Source organism: Brachybacterium sp. p3-SID1565 (genome assembly GCF_025143785.1).
Lineage (GTDB): Bacteria > Actinomycetota > Actinomycetes > Actinomycetales > Dermabacteraceae > Brachybacterium > Brachybacterium epidermidis.
On sequence record NZ_JAMBDS010000002.1, the window covers coordinates 12,703 to 25,927 of the forward strand.

General features: G+C 72.2%; 14 protein-coding genes. 7 read left to right on the forward strand and 7 right to left on the reverse strand.

The annotated features are described in order from the left end of the window. Window positions 1-26: 26 nt before the first annotated feature. From M4D54_RS00675 to M4D54_RS13780, 4 genes are all read right to left on the reverse strand, one after another. Window positions 27-1,160 (reverse strand): SPFH domain-containing protein, encoded by a 1,134-nt coding sequence (locus tag M4D54_RS00675; RefSeq protein ID WP_259889513.1) that lies wholly within the window; start codon window positions 1,158-1,160, stop codon window positions 27-29. A 66-nt stretch (window positions 1,161-1,226) separates the two neighbouring features. Continuing rightward, window positions 1,227-2,138 carry a PfkB family carbohydrate kinase gene (locus M4D54_RS00680; RefSeq protein WP_259889515.1) on the reverse strand — a complete coding sequence of 304 codons (912 nt, stop codon included), beginning with the start codon at window positions 2,136-2,138 and terminating at the stop codon, window positions 1,227-1,229. A gap of 9 nt (window positions 2,139-2,147) precedes the next feature. After that, the gene (locus M4D54_RS00685; RefSeq protein ID WP_259889517.1) at window positions 2,148-2,714 is read right to left on the reverse strand and encodes a hypothetical protein; all 567 of its coding nucleotides are present in this window, start codon (window positions 2,712-2,714) and stop codon (window positions 2,148-2,150) included. Beyond that, window positions 2,714-4,909 (reverse strand): NADPH-dependent 2,4-dienoyl-CoA reductase, encoded by a 2,196-nt coding sequence (locus M4D54_RS13780; RefSeq protein ID WP_311199654.1) that lies wholly within the window; start codon window positions 4,907-4,909, stop codon window positions 2,714-2,716. Before M4D54_RS13780 ends, M4D54_RS00685 begins: the two co-directional genes overlap by 1 nt. Before the next feature lie 72 nt (window positions 4,910-4,981). On the opposite strand from M4D54_RS13780, the gene M4D54_RS00705 reads away from it, so the two are divergent. The 3 genes from M4D54_RS00705 to M4D54_RS00715 all read left to right on the forward strand — a co-directional run bounded on the left by M4D54_RS00705 (window position 4,982) and on the right by M4D54_RS00715 (window position 7,260). Next, the gene (locus M4D54_RS00705; RefSeq protein ID WP_259889518.1) at window positions 4,982-6,073 is read left to right on the forward strand and encodes a GNAT family N-acetyltransferase; all 1,092 of its coding nucleotides are present in this window, start codon (window positions 4,982-4,984) and stop codon (window positions 6,071-6,073) included. A gap of 114 nt (window positions 6,074-6,187) precedes the next feature. After that, window positions 6,188-6,712, forward strand: a complete 525-nt coding sequence (locus M4D54_RS00710) for an SRPBCC family protein (RefSeq protein ID WP_259889520.1) — start codon at window positions 6,188-6,190, stop codon at window positions 6,710-6,712. A gap of 23 nt (window positions 6,713-6,735) precedes the next feature. Further along, entirely contained in the window at window positions 6,736-7,260 is a 525-nt protein-coding gene (locus M4D54_RS00715) for a DUF1992 domain-containing protein (RefSeq protein ID WP_259889522.1), read from the forward strand. An 84-nt stretch (window positions 7,261-7,344) separates the two neighbouring features. On the opposite strand, the gene M4D54_RS00720 is transcribed toward M4D54_RS00715, so the two are convergent. Further along, window positions 7,345-8,037, reverse strand: a complete 693-nt coding sequence (locus M4D54_RS00720; RefSeq protein ID WP_259889526.1) for a Type 1 glutamine amidotransferase-like domain-containing protein — start codon at window positions 8,035-8,037, stop codon at window positions 7,345-7,347. Between the two features lie 149 nt (window positions 8,038-8,186). On the opposite strand from M4D54_RS00720, the gene M4D54_RS00725 reads away from it, so the two are divergent. Continuing rightward, the gene (locus M4D54_RS00725; protein WP_259889535.1) at window positions 8,187-8,519 is read left to right on the forward strand and encodes a hypothetical protein; all 333 of its coding nucleotides are present in this window, start codon (window positions 8,187-8,189) and stop codon (window positions 8,517-8,519) included. A 133-nt stretch (window positions 8,520-8,652) separates the two neighbouring features. Here M4D54_RS00725 and M4D54_RS00730 read toward each other — a convergent pair whose 3' ends face one another. Next, window positions 8,653-9,213: a GNAT family N-acetyltransferase gene (locus M4D54_RS00730; RefSeq protein ID WP_259889538.1), complete on the reverse strand. Its 561-nt coding sequence runs from the start codon at window positions 9,211-9,213 to the stop codon at window positions 8,653-8,655. Between the two features lie 16 nt (window positions 9,214-9,229). Here M4D54_RS00730 and M4D54_RS00735 point away from each other — a divergent pair, with 16 nt between their 5' ends. Beyond that, entirely contained in the window at window positions 9,230-9,475 is a 246-nt protein-coding gene (locus tag M4D54_RS00735) for a hypothetical protein (RefSeq protein ID WP_259889542.1), read from the forward strand. Window positions 9,476-9,516: 41 nt separating this feature from the next. On the opposite strand, the gene M4D54_RS00740 is transcribed toward M4D54_RS00735, so the two are convergent. Next, entirely contained in the window at window positions 9,517-11,106 is a 1,590-nt protein-coding gene (locus tag M4D54_RS00740) for an amidohydrolase (protein WP_259889544.1), read from the reverse strand. A gap of 99 nt (window positions 11,107-11,205) precedes the next feature. On the opposite strand from M4D54_RS00740, the gene M4D54_RS00745 reads away from it, so the two are divergent. Together M4D54_RS00745 and M4D54_RS00750 are read left to right on the forward strand one after the other, a co-directional pair. Further along, entirely contained in the window at window positions 11,206-12,183 is a 978-nt protein-coding gene (locus M4D54_RS00745; protein ID WP_259889546.1) for an ABC transporter ATP-binding protein, read from the forward strand. Window positions 12,184-12,247: 64 nt separating this feature from the next. Then, on the forward strand, window positions 12,248-13,090 hold the full coding sequence (locus tag M4D54_RS00750) for an ABC transporter permease (protein WP_259889548.1): 843 nt from the start codon (window positions 12,248-12,250) through the stop codon (window positions 13,088-13,090). Window positions 13,091-13,225: the final 135 nt, after the last annotated feature.

A 13,225-nucleotide genomic window follows, 5' to 3' on the forward strand; every position in this document is an offset into this window, starting at 1 on the left:
CGCAGGGACCGGCCCGTGCCGATCGATCAGTTCGCGCTTCCGGGCTGTGCCCACGGCGGGACGTCGCCAGGAGCCAGCGGTTGCGCGGCCTGCTGTGCCTGACGGCGGGCGCTCTCCTCCCGCTGCTGGGCCTCGCGGCGGGCGCGGGCGGCGCGGTCCTGCTCCTGGCTGCGACGGCGCTCCTCCGCCCGACGGCGGCCATCGGCATCCGAGGTGTCGGCGTCCGCGTCGGCCTCCTGCGCGGCCTGGGCTTGCAGCATGGCGTTGCGGATCTCATCGCCCATGGTGCCCACGGTGCCCGGGTTGGAGGGCAGGAACAGCACGTTGGAACGGCCGTTGCGGGCCACGTCCTGCATGGTGTCGAAGTACTGCGTCATCAGCAGCAGCTGCTCGGCGGAGTGCTCGATGCCCACCTTGCGCAGCATCTCGTACTGCTCGGCGATGCCCATGGCGATGGCCTTGCGCTGGGCGGCCACACCCTCACCCTGCAGGCGCTTGGACTCGGCCTCGGCCTCGGCCTGGGTGACGCGCTTGATCTTGTCGGCCTCGGCCAGGGACTGTGCGGCCACGCGGTCGCGCTGGGCGGCGTTGATGGAGTTCATCGAGTCCCGCACGCGCGAGTCGGGGGAGATGTCCTGCACGAGGGTGTTGACGATGTTGAAGCCGAACTCCTGCATGCGGGCGGAGAGGGTCTGCTCCACGGAGCGGGCGATGTCGTCCTTGGACTCGAAGGCGGCGTCCAGCTCCAGGCCCGACAGGGCCGAGCGCACGGTGTCGAACACGTAGGAGCGGATCTGCGCCTCGGGGTTGGAGAGGCGGTAGTACGCATCGACGACCTGCTCCTCCTTGATCACGTACTGCACGGCCACCGGCACGGTGACGAACACGTTGTCCTTGGTCTTGGACTCGATGTTCACCTCCAGCTGCTGGATGCGCAGGGAGATCGGGCGGGTGATGTTGTCGATGAACGGCGCCTTGAAGTTCAGGCCGGGCCGGGCCACGCGGCGGAACTTGCCGAAGCGCTCCACGATCACGTTCTCCTGCGTGTGCACGGTGAACATGAGCGAGGTGCGCAGGCCGCCGAACAGCAGGGCCGCGAGGATCGCGAGGCCGACGACGGCGACCACGACGATGACGAGGAAGAGGACGAAGCCGTCCATGAGGGTCCTTTTCTGAGGAGTGAGCGGGTGTGAGCCACGCTATCAAGGCGGCGTGCGCCCTGCGGCTCAGGCCAGGAACTCGTCCACCTCGGCGCGCGTGGGGGCGTTCTGGGGGCCGCGGCGGGTCACCGCGATCGCCGCGGCGGCGTTGGCGCGCGTGGCGGCTGACTCCCAGTCGGCGCCCAGGGCCCGTTCGGCCAGCATCACCCCGGTGTGGGTGTCCCCGGCACCGTTGGTGTCCACCGCCTTCTGCGGGAACGCCGGGATGTGCGTGCCTCGGCCGTGGTGGAACACGATGCACCCGCGGGAGCCGTCCCGCACCACGACCACCGCGCGCTGGCCGATGCGCCGCCGCAGCGCCTCCGGGGTGTCCTGCAGGGAATCCAGACCCGTGAACGCGCGCGCCTCATCCGCGTTGGAGGTCCACACGGTGGTGCGCTCCAGCACCCGGTCCTGCACCTCGGTGGGGAAGGACGCGAAGGGCTCCCCGGGATCCAGCACCACCTCGACCCCGCGCGGCACGGTGTCCAGGAACTCCAGCAGCGGCCCCCGGGTGGGCTCGAACAGGGTGTACCCAGAGATGCACAGCAGGTCCCCGGGCTGCGGATCCAACCGGGCCAGGGATGCGGCGGTGACGGAGCGCTCGGCTCCGTAGACCGTCAGGAAGCTGCGCTGAGCCGTCGGCTCCAGCAGCACCACGCAGTAGCCGGTGTCGTCGTCGGGACGGGGCTCGTCGGAGACCTGCACGCCCGCCTCCTCCAGCACGCTGCGCACCAGGTCGCCGTTGGGGCCGGTGCCGTGCGCGCCGCCGTGGACGGCCTGCGCACCGGTACGGGCGGCGGCCACCAGGATGGTCACCGCGCCCCCGGCGTAGCGCTGCTCGCTGGTGGCGTTGACGTTCCCGCCGCGCGGCGGCAGGGCGGGCACCTCGAGGATCACGTCCACGAGCGCCTGGGCGGTGTGCAGCACGCGAGGCATGCGGCCAGTCTAGGGACCGGGCAGTCGCACCCCGAGGGAGGTGACCATCTCGGCCACCCGCCCCGCGATCGGCAGCAGCCCCATCAGCACGAACAGCACCACCAGGGACGCCATGGTGGCGGTGCCGGGCCCGAAGACCCGCACCGGTGCGAACAGCAGCACCCCCAGCACCGGGGTGGAGATGACACCGGTGCCGGCCAGCAGCGACCAGCCCAGCGGTGCCACGCGCTGCGCGCGCAGGGTGCGCAGCCGGTCCAGACGCACCAGCATCAGGATGTCCAGGGTGAGGGCGGCCATGGCGAGCACGGAGATCAGGGCCAGACCCGCCAGGCTGGTCAGCAGCCAGCCGAAGAACACCTCGGCCCCGTGGAACATGTCCCCGTCGGGCGGCCCTGCCAGTTCGTCGCCCCACACGCCCATCACGATGGTGGCGATGACCGGGACGGTCAGGGAGAGCACCAGAGCGATGCCCACCAGCCCGCTCCACAGCCCCAGCAGCCGGGTGCCGCGCAGCTCGTCCCCCAGACGCGCCGGGGCGGTGGCGAACCGGGGATCGGGGACCGGCTGCGAGAGCATCAGATGCCCGCCACGGTCTCCACGGCCTGCCGGATGGCGCGCTCGGCGTCCAGCTCGGCGGCCACATCGGCCCCACCCACCACGTGCACGCGGGGGGAGCGGCCGGAGCGCGCCTGCAGCAGCTCATCGGCCAAGGAGCGCTCCGATACCTGCCCCGCGCAGATCACCACGGTGTCCACCTCGATCAGTTGCGCCTGGTCACCCACTCGGACATGCAGCCCGTGCTCATCGATGCGCTGGTAGGCCACGCCCGTGTGCTGGACGACCCCGGCGCGGCGCAGCTCCGCCCGGTGCACCCAGCCGGTGGTGCGGCCCAGGCCCGCCCCGATCTTGGTGTCCTTGCGCTGCAGCAGGTGCACCACCCGTGCCCGTCGACCGTCGGCCGGCACGTCCAGGGCCGGCTGGTCGGGCTGCGGCACGGCCCCGTCGGAACCGGAACCGGAACCGGGCCTGGGACAGGGTGCGGAGAGCCGGGGCAGGATGCCGCCGCGGTGGTCGGCCGGATCGGCCACGCCCCAATGCCTTTTCCATGCCTGCGCATCGAGGGTGGGGGAGGGTTGCGGGGCCGAGAGGTACTGGGCCACGTCCACCCCGATGCCTCCCGCCCCGATGATGGCCACGCGCTCGCCGGGCTCCGCGCGGCCCTCCAGCAGGTCCGCGTAGGTGATCACGTGCGGGCCGGTGGGAGCCGCGTTCGCACCGGCGCGGTCGGCAGCGGCGGCGATGCCTGATCCATCGGGGGTCGTCGCGAACCCGGGCAGGTCCACCTCGCGCGGCAGCACCCCGGTGGCGATCACGACGTCGTGGAAGCCCAGCAGGTCCTGCGCCGAGGGGCGCACCCCGAGCCGGATCCCCACCCCCGCCGCCGCCAGGCGCGTGGGCCAGGAGCGCAAGGCCTGGGCGTAGTCCTCCTTGCCGGGGATGCGGGCCGCCATCCGCAGCTGGCCGCCCAGCTCGTCGGTGGCCTCGAACAGGGTGACCACGTGCCCGCGCTCCGCCGCCGCCAGAGCGGCCTCCAGACCCGCCGGGCCGGCCCCCACCACCGCGACCTTCCGCTGCCGGCGCTGCAGCACCGGGGTGAGAACCAGTTCCGTCTCCCGGCCGGCGCGCGGGTTCATCAGGCAGCTGGCCCGCTTGCCGTCGAACACTCTGTCCAGGCAGGCCTGGTTGCAGGCGATGCACGGCACGACCTGGGAGGCTCTGCCCTCGGTCAGCTTCCGCGGCAGGTGCGGATCGGCCAGCAGCGGGCGCGCCATGGAGATCAGATCCGCCTGACCGGCGGCCAGCACCTGCTCGGCCACCGCGGGGTCGTGGATCCGGTTGGAGGCGATCACCGGCACATCCACGTTCATCCGCAGCCGCTCGGTGAGCGGTGCGAACGCGGCCCGCGGGACGGAGGTGACGATGGTGGGCACCCTCGACTCGTGCCAGCCGATGCCGGTGGACAGCACATCGACGCCGCGCTCGACCAGGCCGCGGGCCAGCACCATGGTCTCCACCCAGTCCTGCCCCTCCGGCACCAGGTCCAGCAGGGAGATGCGGTAGCTGAGCAGGGCGTCCGGCCCGATCGCCTCGCGCACGGCCTGGGCCACGGCCAGCGGGAAGGTCCGACGGGCCTCCGCACCGCGGCCCCACCGGTCGCGACGACGGTTGGTGGCCGGGGCCAGGAACTGGTTCAGCAGGTACCCCTCGGAGCCCATCAGCTCCACGCCGTCGTAGCCCGCCTCCACGGCACGGGCCGCGGCGGAGGCGAAGTCCTCGACGGTGCGCTGCACGCCTCGCCGGGTGAGGCGGCGCGCGCGGAAGGGTGACAGGGGCGAGCGGCCGGCCTGCGCGGAGGCCGCCAGCGGATGGAAGGCGTACCGGCCCGCGTGCAGCAGCTGCAGGATGATGCGGCCGTCAGCCTCATGCACCTCCCGGGTGATCACCCGGTGGCGCTCCATGGTGCGCTCGTCGGCCTCGGCGCCGCGCGGGGTGAGGCGGCCGGTGCGATTGGGGGAGTAGCCGCCGGTGACGATCAGCCCCGCGCCGCCACGGGCGCGTTCGGCCAGGTAGGCCGCGAGCTTCTCGGCATCGGCCGGGGAGTCCTCCAGCCCGACGTGCATCGAGCCCATCACGATGCGGTTGCGCACCTCGAACCGCCCCAGGTCCAGAGGGGACAGCAGGCGGGCATACCCGGGGCTCGCAGTGTGCATGTCGCGATTGTGCCAGGCGGGTGGGGAGAAATTGGCGTGCACACGGCGGGCCCGCCGTGGTCGACTTCCTCCATGCACATCACGATCCGCCCCCTGGACCTCTCCTCCGACGCGGAGCTGGAGCAGTACCGGGCCGTCAGCACAGCCTCCGACGACGCCAGCTACGGCGGCCACGAGGAGCAGACCCTTGACCAGATGCGCACCCTGTACCGCGACACCCCGTACTGGCGGCAGCAGCGGTACATCGCCCTGGTGGAGCAGATGGCCGGCGGCAGCAGCGTGGTGGGCACCGCCTCGCTCCTGTTCCCCCTGACGGAGAACCTCGAGACGGTGCACCTCGGCATCACCACCCATCCCGCCTTCCGCGGGCAGGGGATCGCCACGGCGATGCTGGAGCAGGCCCTGGCCCCGGCGATCCACGGCTCGGACCGCACGCTCGTCACCGCATGGGGAGAGATCCCCGCCCACGGCGAGGTCGACGATCCTGCGCTGCCCGTGAACCGTCTCGCGGCTCGCCTGGGCCTGAGCCGGAGGAATGTCTCCGTGTGCCGACTGCTGCCGCTGCCGATCGAGGACTCCCTGCTCGATGCGCTCGAGGAGGAGTCCCGGCAGAAGCGGGGTGGGTACCGCATCGAGCTGTGGCAGGACCAGGTGCCCCAGGAGCACCTGGGGGCCTACGGGCAGCTGCTGCGGCAGATGGCGCTCGATGAGCCCGACGAGGACGTCGAGGAAGAACCGGCCGAGTACACGCCCGAGCGGATCCGCCTCATGGAGCAGCGCCGACGCGAGAGCGGCGGGCGTGCCCTGACCGCCGTGGCCGTGGCACCGGACGGCTCCATCGTCGGCAACTCCGAAGTGCACGTCCAGACTGCGCCCGGCACCACCATCGCCTGGCAGGAGAACACCCTGGTCATGCCGGAGCACCGTGGCCATGGCCTGGGCCTCGCCCTCAAGGTGGCCACCCACCGCCTGCTGAGCAGTGAGCTGCCGGAGGTGCGGTCCCTGGTCACCTTCAACTCGCATGTGAACCCGTGGATGATCGGGATCAACGAGCGGCTGGGGTACCGGATCGCCTTCCGCGAGATCGCCCTCCAGGGCCGTCCCGACCTCTCCGCCGGGCTGCTGCCGCGAGTGCCGCACGAGACTGCGATCGGCCTCACCTGAGCAGGTGCCTCCCGGTCGGGGCTCAGGGCCCGCACCTCGCCGAGGGCGCTGCTGGCCGCGCTCCTGTACATGCCGATGGTCGCGATCCACACGGTCCGGTGCCACCATGGGCGCATGAGCGAGAACACCGCCCCCGCCCCATCCGATGACGCCCAGTCCCGGGCGGTGACCGCCTCCCGTGAGATCAACGCTCCTGCCGTGCGCATCTTCGAGCTGATCGCCGACCCGTCTCAGCAGCCCCGCTGGGACGGCAACGACAACCTGCGTGACGCCGCCGAGGGTCAGCGGGTCCACGCCGTCGGCGACGTGTTCGCGATGACTCTCACCAAGGGCAAGGTGCGCGAGAACCACGTGGTGGCCTTCGAGGAGGGCCGGGAGATCGCCTGGATGCCCGCCTCCGAGGGGAAGCCGCCAGCCGGCCACCGCTGGGGCTGGCGCCTCACCCCGCTCGCGGACGACGTGACCGTGGTGGAGCACACCTACGACTGGTCCCAGCTGACCGACGAGAGCCGCTTCAAGAGGGCCCGCTCCACCACCGCCGAGATGCTGATGGCCTCGATCGACCGGCTCGCGCAGCTCGCCGAGAGCGGCGGCGCCGGGCACCTCGACCCCGACGGCGGCACCGGCACGGTGGCCTGAGCCCGCTTGGTGGTGGCGCTTCCGTGACGTCCGGTGACCCATTCCGGCGCGAGGACCCGGACCCGTTCCGGCGCGAGGACCCGGACCCGTTCCGGCCCGAGGACCCGGTCGATGCCGCGATCGCCCGCGGGGACTTCGACGACCTCGCGCTCGCCGGCAAGCCTCTGCGCCTGCCCTCGCGGCACGACCCGGACTGGTGGATCAAGCAGCGCATAGACGGGGAGGACGTGGACCGCGACGCGCTGCTGCCGGTGGTGATGCTGCTGCGCCGCGAGTACGAGCGGCGCGAGGAGACCTTGGCCGTGCTGTCCACCGAACTCGAGGTGCGCGAGTACGCCGAGGACTACACGCGGAGGGTCCGGGACGACCGCCTGCGCAGCCCCATGGCCCGTATGCTCGCCCCCGAGATGGATCCCGAGCAGGCGGTGGCCCGGTGGCGGGAACTGCGTGCCGAGGCAGATCGAGCGCAACCGCCCGTTGCGCAGGCCGGTGATCAGGTGCCACGGCAGCGTCGCCGCTGGTGGTATTTCGGGCGTCGTTCCCGCTGAGACGGCACGACTGGGCGTGCGGGGTCCCGGCGCGCCGGCAGGATCCTTGGCCAGGATGTCGACACCGGAACAGCGGCCATCGGCTCAGGGCCTCTGCGTCGACACCTGCACGCCGCCCCGGCTGGCGCGCACCCACCACAGCTGGCCGGAGCCGGTGACGCTCACGGACCCGTCCGTGGCCTTCACCAGGGCGGTGTCCTCGTCGATCGCGACCGCATCCCCGCACAGTCCCGCCTCGACGGCGCGGACGATTCGGCCCAGGGTGCCTGCCTGGGCGGCGTGCGCATCCACCGACCACGGCACCAGGCCCAGACCGGGTCGAAACGTGAGCTCGTCCAGGCCCTCGGACCACTCCTGCGGGCTCACCTCGAAGCCGCCCAGCCGGTACCCGCCCACCTGGGCGTTGGCCGAGGCGACGGCCGCCCCGGCGGAGAACCCGAGGTAGGGCACACCGCCGCTCACCCGCTCACGCAGCAGATCGGCATGCGGATGCAGGGAGTCCATGTACTGCGGGGTGGGGCCACCGGCGACCACGATCGCACCCGCGGTGCGGATCTCCTCGGCCACCGGGCCGCCGTCCAGGGGAACCACCCGCACGTCCGCCTCGAGGGGCTCGAGCAGCTCCAGGTAGTCCCACGCGAACTGCGCAGCGATCTCGGCGGTGCCCGCATTGAGCATGGCGACGTGCCCCGTGATGCCCTCGCAGGCGTCCAGGAAGGGGGCGATGGTGGTGGGCCGTGTGGACGTCGGGCCGCCGCCGGCCAGGACGATGCTCATGCAGGAAGGCTACGGCAGTGATTCCGGGCGCAGGCAGTACGCTTCGACAATCAGAGCGGCAGGTCCGCGCCCCCACACATCGGAGTTCCATGCCCGGCCCAGCGAGCCCTTCCCGTCCTGGTGCGCCGCGCACCAGTATCTTCCTGACGATGCTGCTCGGAGCGGCCGGCACCATGCACGCCGTGCGCCCAGAGCCGTTCGACAGCATCGTCCCGCGGGCACTGCCCGGATCGCCTCGCGCCTACACCTATGCCTCCGGCCTGGCCGAGGTCGCCACGGCCGCTCTGATCGCGGTGCCCCGCACCCGGAGGCTGGGCGGCCTGGCCGCGGCGACGCTTTTCGTGGCGGTGTTCCCCGCCAATGTGCAGATGGCGATCGACTGGCGGAGAAAGCCACCCAGGATGCGGGCGATCGCCCTTGGCAGGCTGCCGCTGCAGGGAGTGCTCATCGCGCAGGCGCTGCGCGTGGCCCGCCGCGGCTGACCCCGTTCCTCTCCGAAACTCCTATGTGTACACAAAGCAATGGCAAGCTCGCCGCTGTCGTGGCCGGGGTCGCGCGTCCGGTGAAGAAGCTGCCCCGCTCGGCGCGAGACCGTGTGCTCGGCCAGTAGGGCCATCACCCACGCAGCACGGGATCGCTGCTGCCCCGGATGCGGTCCATGACGATGAAACCACCGGTATCGATCCAGTAGCGCCGCTTCGGCACGTCCGCTCCCGCGTTGCGCACGTCCTCCAGTACGCCCCCGCATCGCTCGATCGTCCGGATCGAACCGAGGTTGGCGTCATCGCACGTCACCAGGGCGCGCTCCACCCCCGCCTGTGCCAGGTGGGCCAAGGACTGGCGCAGGATCTCGGTGGCATGCCCTCGGCGGCGGAACGGGGGAGCCACCGCGTAGCCGACGTGACCACCGACCTCGCTCAAGAAGTCGGTCAGCGCGTAGCGGATGGAGGTGCGGCCGACGATGACGCCGTCGACCTCGGCCACCAGGAAGTCAGCGCGCACCCGGCCGGGAGGAAGATCGACGCCTCGGGACTCGCGCGTGACCTGCTCGAGCACGGCGCCCCAGTCCTCACCCTCGGCGAGCAGGAACTCGAAGTTCTCCTCCAGCATCTGCGCGTGAATGCCACGCAGCGCAGTTTCGTCCTCGTGGCGGGGTGGGCGCAGTTCGAGCGTCATCCGCAGAATGCTAGTCGTGCTGCCGGAAGGCTTCGTGAATCGCCATGACGTCACGACGCGCGTCGTCACCACACGAGTCGACGCCACCGTGCGTGTCGACACCACCGTGCGAGTCGACGCCACCGTGCGTGTCGACGCCACCGTGCGTGTCGACGCCACCGTGCGGGTCGGCTCCACCGTGCGAGCCGACGCGGCGACGTCGCCGCAGTTGGCGGAATCCACCCCGCATACCGCCAACTGTTCACCCCTCGAGCCTCAATAGCGGGGGACACCACAACTCAGGGGTCGCTGTGTCATGGCGGCTCAGCCCGCCGCGACCCGCCCCGCCACCACCGTGGCCAGCACGCGTGCCTCCCGCAGGCGCTGCGCCGCCTCGCGGGCCGCGGCATCGACCATCACCCCGTCGGCCCCCAACGGCACGTCCTCGAACACGTCCTGCTCCAGCAGCACCACATCGGCCCTGCCGCCGACAACGAGCCCTCCCACCCCGTCAGTCGATGCTGCCAGCGCCTCGCGCGGCTGCAGCTGCTGACGGGGCAGCCACCCCTCGCGCTCATCGGCGCTGCGGTGCACGGCAGCGGCCATCGCCAGCCACGGGTCCAACGGCGCCACCGGGGCGTCGGAGCCGAGCACCAGCTCCACCCCCGCATCCAGCAGATCCCGCAGGCGGTACGCCTGCTCGGTGCGGTCGTGCCACAGCTCCTCGGTGGGATCGCGGTCATCGAGCAGATGGGCCGGTTGCACCGAAGCGGCCACCCCGAGGCGAGCCATCGCGGCCACATCCTGGTCGCTCAGCATCTGCGCGTGCTCCACTCGGGCCGGGATCCCAGAGCGCTCGATCGCCTCCAGCGCCACCCCGGCAGCCGCGTCACCGATCGCGTGCACCGCGGCGCGCAGGCCCAGGCCCTTCGCACGGCGCAGCGCGGCCACCAGCTCCTCCGGCTCCCAGGTGAGCACCCCGTGCCCGGCCGGGCCGTGCCCGTCGGCATACGCCTGGCGGGTGTAGGCGGTATGGGAGCCGAGCGCGCCGTCCAGGATCACCTTCAGCGGACCCATCTCCACCAGGCTCTCCCCTGCAGGGCCGGGCGCGTCCAGCACCACGCCCGTCGGACCCGGCACGAAGTCGAGGTCCTCGGTGTACACGCCGGTGCGCACCCGCAGTGAGCTGCCCAGCCGCTGCCAGGTCTCCCACACCCGGCCCCTTTCCATGTCGACCACGCCCACCACACCGCGTTCAAGGGCCTGACGCTGCAGCATCGCCATGCCCGTGGCGACCTGCGCCCCGACCCCGGGGAGGGCGGGCATGAGCGAGACCAGGTCGAACCACTCGTCCTCGCCCACCACCCCGTCCCGCGGGGGTGCACCGAGCGCCCGCAGCGCCGCTGAGTTCATCCAGGCGTGGTGGGCGTCCCCGCCGATCAGCACCGTGGGCACCTCACCGGTCACCTCATCCAGCATCAGTACTGTGGGCGGCACCACCAGGTCCACCAGCCGGTGCCCGAACCCCACCAGTGCCTCTTCGCGGCGACGACCGGTCTCCTGCCGCCGGGCCAGCTCCTGCTGCACCAGGGACAGAATCGCCGACGCGCTCCCCGCGCCGGTGGTGTCCAGCCGCGAATGGGCCTGCGCCAGCTGACTGGAATGCACGTGCTGGTCCCACAGGCCCGGGATCGCGATCGCGCCGCCGCCGTCGAGCACCTCCTCGCCGGACCGACGGGCCAGGCGATCACCGATCTCGACGATCACGCCGCCGGTGATGCGCACGTCAGTGACGTGCACATTCATCGGGGAGGTCGCGGCGGCGCCGGCCCCCGAGCCCGCGGCGGCACCGGCTCCCGAGCCCGCGGCGGCGCCGACCGCCGGTTCGCGCACTCGCACCTGTCTGATCAGCACCGATCCAGGCTACCCAGCCCCGCACCATGACACCCGTCATGGTCACGACGTGACCGCGGTGCCTGGGACCGGACGGCCCGGGGCGGAAGTCTGGTCCCCATGAACAGTGCAGCCCTCGCCCCCACCCCTGATTCCCTCAGCAGTAGCCGTGCCGCCGATCCCACCGCCGAGACCGCCGCGATCTCCCTGCGCGGCCTGCGCAAGAGCTACGGCCCGGTGCGCGCCCTGGACGGTGTGGACCTCACCGTGCAGCCGGGGGAGATCCTCGCGCTGCTGGGCCCCAACGGCGCCGGGAAGTCCACCTGCATGGAGATGATGGTGGGCCTGTCCACCCCGGATGCCGGGAGCGTGGCGATCCACGGCACCGACCCCGTCACCGCCACCCGCTCCGGCGTGATCCGAGCAATGCTGCAGAGCGGCGCCCTGCTGCCGGACCAGACCGTGCGCTCCATGCTCACGATGCTGCACTCCCTGCAGGCCCGCCCCATGCCGCTCGCGCAGGCCGCCGAGCAGGCCGACATCGGCGATCTCATGGGCAGGCGCATCGGCCGCCTCTCCGGAGGGCAAGCCCAGCGGGTGCGCTTCGCGATCGCGCTGCTGGGCGACCCGGACGTGCTGCTGCTGGACGAGCCCACCGTGGGCATGGACGTCACCGCCCGCCGCGCCTTCTGGCACCGCATGCGGCAGGTCGCCGCCACCGGCCGCACCATCGTGTTCGCCACCCACCACCTCGAGGAGGCCGAGCGCGAAGCCGCCCGCGTGGTGGTCATGGACCGCGGCCGCATCGTCGCCGACGGCAGCGCCGAGACCATCTCCGCCCTGGTCGCCGGGCGCATCATCACCCTGCGCGGGGCCGACGCCGCAGCCGTCGCCTCACTGCCCGGTGTCGAGGCCGCGGCCCCCGACGAGGCCGACCCCACCCGGGTGCGGGCCGTGTGCGCCGACGCCGACGCGGCCCTGCGCGCCCTGTACACCTCACCCCTCGCCGACCAGGTGCACGACGTGCTGGTCACCGCTCCCGGGCTCGAGGAGGCCTTCATGCACATCACCGGTCACAGCGACGAGACCGCCGCCTGAGAGCGGCGGCGCCCTTCCCACGCCCCCATTTCCCCTGCTCGTCCCTTTCCCAAGGAGATCCACGATGACCACCGCCGACCTCACCGCCACCCCCGCCTCCGGCCCGGGGCGCGATACCCCTGCCACCGGCTCCGCCCGCCCCGCTGCCGAGGGGCGCCACCAGCCCTCCGCCACCGCCCGCGCTCTGCGCTACACCGGGCACACCGCCCGCATGACCCTGACCAACGTGTTCTTCATGGCCTTCTCGATCGCCATGCCGGTGGGCATGTACCTCCTGTTCGGCACCATGTTCGGCGACCAGGCCGACGGCGCCGCCCGCGGCATCGTGATGGTCAACATGGCCGCCTACGGCGGACTCGGCACCGCCATCACCGCCGGCACCCAGATCCAGGAGGACCAGCGCAACGGCTTCCTGCGCCAGCTGATCGTCTCCGGTCTGTCCCCGCGCTCCTTCCTGCTGGGCTCCGTGCTCGCCGCCAGCGTGGTGATCGTGCCCGCCCTGATGATCGTCGGGCTCGTCGGGCTGGCCACCGGGGTGCAGGCCGACGCCGGCTCGTTCCTGGCCACCATGGGCGTGCTGTGGCTGGGCCTGCTGCCCACCATCCTCATCGGCATCGCACTGGGAATGCTGCTCAAGGGCGGTGCCGCCTCCGCCGGCGGCGTGGTGGTCCTGATGGCCCTGGCGATCTTCGGCGGGCTGTGGATGCCGCTGGAGATGTTCCCCGAGTGGATGCAGAGCACCGGGCGCCTGCTGCCCAGCTACTGGATCGCCCAGCTCGGCGAGTGGACCCTCATCGGCGGGGACCTGCCCGTGAACGGGCTGCTGGTGATCGGCGCCTGGACGCTGGTGCTCGGTGTGCTGTGCGCGGTGAGCCTGTCCAAGGCCATCGGCCTCACCCGCCGCTGACCCGGGCCCGCACGTGACACGACCCGGCCCCCGTGACACGCCGCGGCCCCGCCCGTGACACGGCGCGGCCCCGCCCGTCAGACGGCCCGGCCCCGCCGCGACGACGCGACCGCGCACCGAGGAGCACTGACACAA

What these genes read in the sequence shown, in the direction of transcription:
- M4D54_RS00675 (WP_259889513.1), bottom strand. Translation starts at nt 1,160, where the DNA reads ATGGACGGCTTCGTCCTCTTCCTCGTCATCGTCGTGGTCGCCGTCGTC.
- M4D54_RS00680 (WP_259889515.1), bottom strand. Translation starts at nt 2,138, where the DNA reads ATGCCTCGCGTGCTGCACACCGCCCAGGCGCTCGTGGACGTGATCCTC.
- M4D54_RS00685 (WP_259889517.1), bottom strand. Translation starts at nt 2,714, where the DNA reads ATGCTCTCGCAGCCGGTCCCCGATCCCCGGTTCGCCACCGCCCCGGCG.
- M4D54_RS13780 (WP_311199654.1), bottom strand. Translation starts at nt 4,909, where the DNA reads ATGCACACTGCGAGCCCCGGGTATGCCCGCCTGCTGTCCCCTCTGGAC.
- M4D54_RS00705 (WP_259889518.1), top strand. Translation starts at nt 4,982, where the DNA reads ATGCACATCACGATCCGCCCCCTGGACCTCTCCTCCGACGCGGAGCTG.
- M4D54_RS00710 (WP_259889520.1), top strand. Translation starts at nt 6,188, where the DNA reads ATGAGCGAGAACACCGCCCCCGCCCCATCCGATGACGCCCAGTCCCGG.
- M4D54_RS00720 (WP_259889526.1), bottom strand. Translation starts at nt 8,037, where the DNA reads ATGAGCATCGTCCTGGCCGGCGGCGGCCCGACGTCCACACGGCCCACC.
- M4D54_RS00725 (WP_259889535.1), top strand. Translation starts at nt 8,187, where the DNA reads ATGCTGCTCGGAGCGGCCGGCACCATGCACGCCGTGCGCCCAGAGCCG.
- M4D54_RS00730 (WP_259889538.1), bottom strand. Translation starts at nt 9,213, where the DNA reads ATGACGCTCGAACTGCGCCCACCCCGCCACGAGGACGAAACTGCGCTG.
- M4D54_RS00745 (WP_259889546.1), top strand. Translation starts at nt 11,206, where the DNA reads ATGAACAGTGCAGCCCTCGCCCCCACCCCTGATTCCCTCAGCAGTAGC.
- M4D54_RS00750 (WP_259889548.1), top strand. Translation starts at nt 12,248, where the DNA reads ATGACCACCGCCGACCTCACCGCCACCCCCGCCTCCGGCCCGGGGCGC.